Consider the following 7747-nt stretch of genomic DNA (forward strand, 5'->3'; position numbering starts at 1 on the left):
GGAGGGGGTAGCGGGGCTACCCGAAATCCTTCCCCAAGGCCGCCATCACGGCCGGCGGCAGCACCGCCATGTGGGCGTAGGCGGGGTGGGCGATGGTGAACACCGCCCGGGCGCCCGGCCGGCGGAACCGCTCGATCTGGGCGGGGGTGAAGGGGAAGTGCAGGAAATGGACGGCCGAGGTCTTGCCTTCGGCGGTGGTGCGCTCCACGTCGTCCTCGGGCCGGGCGGCGATGGCCTCGCCGTCCAGCTCCAGCGCCGTCACCTCCTCGATGCCGCCCAGACCCGACAGCGCCCGATGGCGCAGCCTTTCGTCGTCGATCTCGATCATCAGGGTGGCCACCAGTTCGCCGCCGTCGGGGATCAGGGAGTTGTAGGCCTCCAGCTCGCCCTCCAACTGGGCCGCGCCGCCCTTCTCGGCGCGCAGCATCTCGTGAATCTGATAAAGCATGGTGTCGCGGCACTCGAAGAACACCGTGACGTAAGGCCCCACCGACAGGCGGCGGTCGCGCTTGAGCGCGATGATGGCGGCGCGGGTCTGCGGCCGGACCTTCTCGTAGGCATCGAGGGGAAGGATGTCGGTGGGGGTGATCGCGGTCATGATTTTTCTCCTCCCAGCCCATAGGCGGCGGCGAAGATCTCGATGGGGTGGCGGGAGGATCTGAGGCGCGAGGCCGGGTCGATGCCCTCGATCCCCTGGGCCACGTGGGCGCCGGCCAGCGGGCATTCGGCCGCCAGATGGCCGCAGCCGCTCTCGGCGGCCTGGCGGGCGGCGGGCTTGCCCACCTTCAGCGCCACCGGGAAATTTTCGGTCTTGATCCCCCACGAGCCGCCATGGCCCGAGCAGCGCTCGATCACCTTGACCGGGGTGTCGGGGATCAGGCGCAGCAGCTCGGCCCCCTTGGCGCCGACGTTCTGGGCGCGGGCGTGACAGGACAGGTGCAGCACCACGCCGTCCGGAACCGGTGCGAGGCCGGGGGCGAGGCCTTCCTTGCGGGCGATGTCGACCACGTATTCGGTGATGTCCCAGGTGGACGCGGCCAGACGCCTGACCGCGTCGTCTCCGGGCTCGATCAGCGGCCATTCCACCTTCAGCATCAGGGCGCAGGACGGCACCAGGGCGACCACGTCCCAGCCCTTGTCGATCCAATCTCCCAGGGCGCGGGCGATGGTGCGGGCCTTGCGCGCCACCTCGTCCATCTCGCCGTGTTCCAGCTGCGGCATGCCGCAACACTCGGGATAGACCAGCTCGGTGACCACGCCGTTATGGGCCAGCACGGCGCGGGCGGCGGTTCCGATGTCCGGGTTGTTGTAATTGCCGAAACAGGTGGCGAAGATCACCGCCTTGCGCCCCAGGGCGGGAGCGGCCCGGTTGATGGCGGGGGTACCGGTCCCGGCCCGCTTCTCCAGGGTGTCGGCGTGATAGCGCGGCAGGTCGGCGTCGGGATGAATGCCGGCGGCCAGTTTGAGGATCGGCCGGGTCATCCGGTTGCCGCGCCGCGTCGCCCAGTTGGCCAGCGCCGGGGCCAGCCCGGCGAGGCGGCCGTTGCGGTCGGTCCTGGTCAGCTGGCGGGCGACGAAGGGGGTCTTGCCCTGGGCCGTCTCCATGGCGCGGTAGCGCACCATCAGATGGGGGACGTCCAGGTCGAACGCGTGCGGCGGCACGTAGGGACACTTGGTCATGAAGCACATGTCGCACAGCGTGCAGGCATCCACCACGGGTTTGAGCGCCGGGGTGGGGACGCCCGCCAGCTCGGCATCGCCCGCCGCGTCGATCAGGTCGAACAGGCGGGGGAAGGAATCGCACAGGTTGAAGCAGCGGCGGCAGCCATGGCAGATCTCGAACTGGCGGCGCAGTTCGGCCTCCACCTTGTCCGGGTTCAGGTAATCGGGATTTCGCCAGTCGTGGGCGTGGCGGGTGGGGGCGTCCAGGCTGCCTTCGCGCATGATGTCCTCCTTCGAGGTGATGCGGCCGGGACTGCCGCGCTCCAAGGAACGCCGTCGCCCTTGGAGCGCGGGTACCCTGCCCGCATGAACCTTGGAGCGCGGGCATCCTGCCCGCAGGGTGGGCGTCAGCTTGCCAGGCCGTCCAGGGCCTTCTGGAAACGGCCGGCATGGGATTTCTCGGCCTTGGCCAGGGTCTCGAACCAGTCGGCGATCTCGTCGAAGCCCTCGTCGCGGGCGGTCCGCGCCATGCCGGGATACATGTCGGTGTATTCGTGGGTCTCGCCCGCCACCGCCGCCTTCAGGTTGGAATCCGTGGGGCCGATGGGCTGGCCGGTGGCCGGATCGCCCACCGCTTCCAGGAATTCCAGGTGACCGAAGGCGTGGCCGGTCTCTCCTTCCGCCGTGGAGCGGAACAGGGCGGAGACGTCATTGTGTCCCTCCACGTCGGCCTTCTGGGCGAAATAGAGATAGCGGCGGTTGGCCTGGCTTTCGCCGGCGAAGGCCGCCTTCAGATTATCCATGGTTTTGGAGCCGTTCAGGGATGCCATGAAATCCTCCTGCTGATCCTGGCGATCATCATGGATCGCCTTGGGAAAGCTCGCCCGGAGGTCAGGCCGAAGGCCGTGACGCGGGGGGCCTGTCAGGGAGGTGGGATGTCCCGGATTATTTTAAAATAGTTCTAAAGTGTGGCCCGGATAATTCCATCGCCTCGAAGGCGATGGAATCCGCTCAGACTTTAGGAGAAGGCCTTGAAGGCGATCAGGGTGAAGGTGTCCTTGACGCCCGGCAGGCGCTGGATGGTGTCCACCACGAACTGGCCGATATCGGCGGAATCGTCCAGGTAGCACTTCAGCATCAGGTCGTACTGGCCGGAGATGGAATGGACCTCCGAGACCTGCTCGATGTCGACGGCCTCGTCGGCGACCTGGTAGGCCAGCCCCAGTTCGCACTTCACCTGGACGAAGATGGTCTGCATGGGGCTGTCTCCCTTCAGTCCTCGGACTCGGAATCCGCGTCGCTGTCGGCGGTGGCCTTGCTGCTCTTGACGGGCAGGGGCACGGCGGCGGCGATGAAGTCCGGCATGTGGTCGCCAAAGCCGATCACGCCGTCGGGGTGCAGCATCTCGCCGATGCCCAGTTCGTCGATGCGGCCACGGCGGCGTCCGCCGCGCTCGTCGCGCCGGCCGTCCTCGCGGCCGCGCCCGCCACGGCGGGGTTCGTCACGGCGGGATTCGTCCCGGTCGCGGCTCCGGCTGCGCGGACGCTCGGTCCGCTCGGCGCGTTCCTCGCGCGGTGCCTCGACGGCCTCCTCGGCGGCGGTCTCGACGGCAGCCGCCTCGGCGGCGGGGGTCTCGTCACGGCGCGGGCGGCGCTCGCGCCGGGGCTTGGCCTCGTCGCGGCCCTCGTCCCTGGCCTTGGCGGGGCGCTTGGAATCCTTGGCGCCGCCGCGTCCGCCCCGGCCCTTGCGGGCGCTCATGTCCAGTTCCAGGGCGGGCACGCCCTCGACCTCGATGCGGGGAATGGTCTGGCCGATCAGCGTCTCGATGGCGGCGACGAAGCGGCCGTCATCGGGGCTGGCGATGGTGAAGGCGTGGCCTTCCATGCCGGCGCGGCCGGTGCGGCCGATGCGGTGGACGTAATCCTCGGCATGGATGGGAACGTCGAAATTGAAGACGTGGCTGACCGCCGAGATGTCGATGCCGCGCGCGGCGACGTCGGAGCAGACCATCAGGCGGGCCTCGCCCTTCTTGAACTTCTCCAGCGTCTCGCCGCGGGCGCTCTGGGCCATGTCGCCGTGCAGCTGCACCACGTCGAAGCCGTGCTTCTTCAAGCTGCGGAACAGCACGTCCACGTCGCGCTTGCGGTTGCAGAAGATGAAGGCGTTCTTGACGTTCTCGATGCGGATCAGGTGACGCAGGGTCTCGCGCTTGTCGATCTCCTCGACCACGGCCATGGCCTGGACCACGGTGGTGGCGGTGGTGCCGCGCGAGACGGTGATCTCCTTGGGGTTCATCAGGAAGGCGTCGGCCAGCCGGCGGATCTCGGGACCCATGGTGGCCGAGAAGAACAGGGTCTGCCTGATCTTGGGCAGCAGGCCGACGATCTTCTCCACGTCGGGGATGAAGCCCATGTCCAGCATGCGGTCGGCTTCGTCGATGACCAGCACCTTGACGTCGTTCAAGAGGATGCGGCCGCGCTCGAACATGTCGAGCAGGCGCCCCGGCGTGGCGATCAGCACGTCGACGCCGCGGTCCAGCAGGGCGACCTGGTCGCTCATGGACTCGCCGCCGATGATCAGCGCCTTCTTGAGCGGGTGGTGCTTACCGTACTTGTCGAAGTTCTCCGCCACCTGGGCGGCCAGCTCCCGGGTGGGTGCCAGGATCAGCGAGCGGGGCATGCGCGCCTTGGCGCGGCCGGCCGCCAGGATCTCGATCATGGGCAGCGTGAAGGACGCCGTCTTGCCGGTGCCGGTCTGGGCGCAGCCCAGCACGTCACGGCCCATGAGCACCACAGGGATCGCCTGGGCCTGGATGGGGGTGGGGTGCGTGTACCCCGATTCAGCGAGCGCCTTCAGAATCTCCGGCCCGAGGCCGAGGTCTTCGAAGGTGGTCGTGGCGGTTTCCGGGCCGTCTTCGCGGCCGATGTCTTGATGGGTCGTCATGTGGGGCCGGATAATTATGGTTTCCCGGTATTAAGTCAATGACGGAACACGGTTTCCCCATTGTATCGCCCGTTGCGGCGGGATTACGCTGGTCCACGACCCCAAGGAGAGCCGCCGCCATGCTGATCGATGCCCAACGTTCCAGCCTGCTGATCATCGACGTGCAGCAGGGATTGGCGCCGGTGATGAGCGATCCCCGGCGGGTTTATCGCGGCTGTACCTTGCTGCTGCGCGCCGCCGCCCGCCTCGGCCTGCCGGTGGTGATCACCGAGCAGTACCCCAAGGGCCTGGGCCACACCGCCGGCGAGCTGATGGAACACGCCCCCGAGGGAGCGGTGATGGAGAAGCTGCACTTCTCGTGCGCCGCCGATCCGGCCATCCTGGCGCGGCTGCGCGAGACCGGGCGCGAGCAGGTGGTCATCGCCGGCATCGAATCCCATGTCTGCGTGCTGCAAAGCGCGCTCGGCCTGCTGGAATCCGGCTTCCGGCCGGTGGTGGTGGCCGATGCCTGCGCGTCGCGCGATCCCGCCAACTTCCAGGCGGCCATGTCGCGGCTGGCCGACAACGGCGTGGAAATCGTCACCGTCGAGATGGTGATCTTCGAGTGGCTGCACGTGGCCGGCACGCCGGAATTCAAGGAGCTTTCCGCCCTGATCAAATGATGGTGGAGGGGCCGGGGGCCGCTCCCCTATTCCAAGGGCTAAGGGCTTGAAATGTCAGGGGTGAACCCTGGGTCCGGCCAAAATCTTCTTATCAGGGATATTTTTCCCTTTTCATCGCCTGAAAACGGCGTATATAGCGGCTTCAGGTGAGACGTACAGCGCACGTGCCTCTGGCCCCATGCGGGTTCAAGTAACGACGTCCAAGGCGTCTTCTGGGTGCAGGCGGGGTGTAAAGCCCCCGGTGCTTGGAGGAAGTAGCTATGAACGTGGTGGCTCGGCAGTCGCTGTCGATGATCTCCAATCCTCTCTTCGCGAACGGATTCCGTCCCCGGCAGGCCTGGGCCTTGCTGTGGGTCGATGTGCGAAGTACCTCCCGGCGGATCTGACGGCTTCCCGAATTGCCGTCGTCTGAACGTCGTCCCGCCGTTTGAGTGCGGTGGGCCGGACAGAGAGAGTTTTCGGGCCCTTTCATGGCCCGGCCTGTTCGAAGAGGATTTCGCGATGACCGCGAAGATTGCCCGTTTCCTTGAGGAAGTGCGTCCCGTCACCCCTTGCGTGGTCGTCGATCTCGACGTGGTGCGCGACAATTACCAGGGCCTGCGACGCTGGCTGCCCCTGGCCGAGGTCTATTACGCGGTCAAGGCCAACCCGGCGCCGGAAATCGTGCGCATGCTGGTGGGCGAGGGCTCGCGCTTCGACGTGGCGTCCAGGGGCGAGATCGACCTGTGCCTGGCCAGCGGGGCGCCCGCCGAGCGCATCTCGTTCGGCAACACCATCAAGAAGCAGTCGGACATCGCCTACGCCTATGCCAAGGGCGTGCGCCTCTACGCCTTCGATTCCGAGGCCGAGCTGGACAAGCTGGCCGAGGCGGCGCCCGGCTCGCGCGTGTTCTGCCGCATCCTGATGACCTGCGACGGCGCCGAATGGCCGCTGTCGCGCAAGTTCGGCTGCGAGATCGACATGGCCCGCGACCTGCTGATCAAGGCCCGCGAGATGGGCCTCGAGCCCTATGGCGTCTCGTTCCACGTGGGCAGCCAGCAGACCGATCTCAAGCAGTGGGACATCGCGGTGGGCAAGGCCGCCATGCTGTTCTCGGCGCTGGACGCCGCCGGCATCGAGCTGCGGATGGTCAACCTGGGCGGCGGCTTTCCGGCCCGCTACCGCAAGGAAGTGGACGGCATCGAGCGCTATGCCGAGGCGGTGATGGACGCCATGACCCGGCATTTCGGCAACAACATCCCCTCCATGATCATCGAGCCCGGCCGTTCCCTGGTGGGCGACGCCGGCATCCTGGAGACCGAGGTGGTGCTGATCAGCCGCAAGGGCTATGACGACGACGTGCGCTGGGTCTATCTCGACGTGGGCAAGTTCGGCGGCCTGGCCGAGACCATGGACGAGGCCATCAAGTACCGCATCGTCACCACCCGGGACGGCGACCATACCGCCCCGGTGGTGCTGGCCGGACCCACCTGCGATTCCGCCGACATCCTTTACGAGAAGGCCGGCTACGAGATGCCGGTCAGCCTCAGGGTGGGCGACAAGGTGCGCATTCTCTCCACCGGCGCCTACACCACCTCCTACTCGGCGGTGAACTTCAACGGCTTCGAGCCGCTGAAGGCCTATTTCATCTGAGCCGCCACCAGACCAGGGCCCGCCCGGCAAGTTCTGCCGGGCGGGCTTTTTTGCGCCCCGCTTCCGGCAGTTCCTGCCGCCTCGCTCCGGACTAACTCATTGATCTGAAACGGGTTCGCAAGTGGCATCCCCCTTGCAGATACTCAGGCGGATCAATGCCCGTCGTGAACGGAGGCGACGATGCTGTGGGGTGCTTTTACCAACGCCAGCCAGGCGATGCAGACGATGGATTGGGCCATGGGCTCGATCTCGCAGAACATCGCCAACGTCAACACCACCGGGTACAAGGAAAAGCAGACCCTCTTCAAGACGGTGCTGTCGGAATCCCACACCTCGCCGGCCCAGACCCAGAACTCGCCGACCAAGAACACGGCGACCTCGGGGCTGGACATCTTCGGCGTGCGGGCGGTGGACCGCAACCTGATCACCAAGTCGGGAACCATCACCTCCTCCACCACCTGGAGCGACATGGCCATCAACGGCCGCGGCTTCTTCATCGTGACCCAGCCGGATTCCACCGGCGCGCCGAACACCTCGGCGTCCAGCAGCAACACCCTCTACACCCGGGCCGGCGAGTTCGGCCAGAGGGCGGTGAACGGCAACAACTACTTCACCACCGCCGACGGCAACTTCCTGATGGGCTGGGCCGCCGACAACCTGGGCGTCGTCGACACGGGGACGCTGACCCCGGTCTACGCCAATATCGGCCAGACCAGCGACGGCTTCGCCACCACGTCGGTCCAGATGATCGCCAACCTGCCGTCCAACGCCACCCAGACTCCCTCGACCAAGGTCTTCACCGATACCACCAGCATCACCGACGGCTTCGGCACCGCCCAGGACCTGAC

8 protein-coding genes are annotated in these 7747 nt (G+C 66.9%); 3 read left to right on the plus strand and 5 right to left on the minus strand.

What is annotated here, in order from left to right; all coding sequences use genetic code 11:
• Positions 1-16: 16 nt before the first annotated feature.
• The 5 genes from ACV4UZ_RS03505 to ACV4UZ_RS03525 form a co-directional block, all read right to left on the minus strand.
• A complete protein-coding gene (locus ACV4UZ_RS03505; protein ID WP_491599557.1) occupies positions 17-598 on the minus strand; it encodes a DUF3501 family protein in 582 nt (193 codons plus the stop codon).
• Positions 595-1944 carry a (Fe-S)-binding protein gene (locus ACV4UZ_RS03510; protein WP_491599558.1) on the minus strand — a complete coding sequence of 450 codons (1350 nt, stop codon included), beginning with the start codon at positions 1942-1944 and terminating at the stop codon, positions 595-597. Before ACV4UZ_RS03510 ends, ACV4UZ_RS03505 begins: the two co-directional genes overlap by 4 nt.
• A 125-nt stretch (positions 1945-2069) precedes the next feature.
• Positions 2070-2492 carry a rubrerythrin family protein gene (locus tag ACV4UZ_RS03515; protein WP_491599559.1) on the minus strand — a complete coding sequence of 141 codons (423 nt, stop codon included), beginning with the start codon at positions 2490-2492 and terminating at the stop codon, positions 2070-2072.
• Between the two features lie 188 nt (positions 2493-2680).
• Positions 2681-2920: an Lrp/AsnC ligand binding domain-containing protein gene (locus ACV4UZ_RS03520; protein ID WP_043743685.1), complete on the minus strand. Its 240-nt coding sequence runs from the start codon at positions 2918-2920 to the stop codon at positions 2681-2683.
• Between the two features lie 14 nt (positions 2921-2934).
• Positions 2935-4605 (minus strand): DEAD/DEAH box helicase, encoded by a 1671-nt coding sequence (locus tag ACV4UZ_RS03525; RefSeq protein ID WP_491599560.1) that lies wholly within the window; start codon positions 4603-4605, stop codon positions 2935-2937.
• Between the two features lie 119 nt (positions 4606-4724).
• On the opposite strand from ACV4UZ_RS03525, the gene ACV4UZ_RS03530 reads away from it, so the two are divergent.
• The 3 genes from ACV4UZ_RS03530 to ACV4UZ_RS03540 form a co-directional block, all read left to right on the plus strand.
• Entirely contained in the window at positions 4725-5267 is a 543-nt protein-coding gene (locus ACV4UZ_RS03530; protein ID WP_491599561.1) for a hydrolase, read from the plus strand.
• Between the two features lie 501 nt (positions 5268-5768).
• Positions 5769-6899 (plus strand): type III PLP-dependent enzyme, encoded by a 1131-nt coding sequence (locus ACV4UZ_RS03535; RefSeq protein WP_491599562.1) that lies wholly within the window; start codon positions 5769-5771, stop codon positions 6897-6899.
• 180 nt (positions 6900-7079) lie between these two features.
• On the plus strand, positions 7080-7747 hold a 668-nt coding region (locus tag ACV4UZ_RS03540; RefSeq protein ID WP_491599563.1), incomplete at its 3' end, for a flagellar hook-basal body complex protein.

This window comes from Paramagnetospirillum sp., assembly GCF_058402745.1.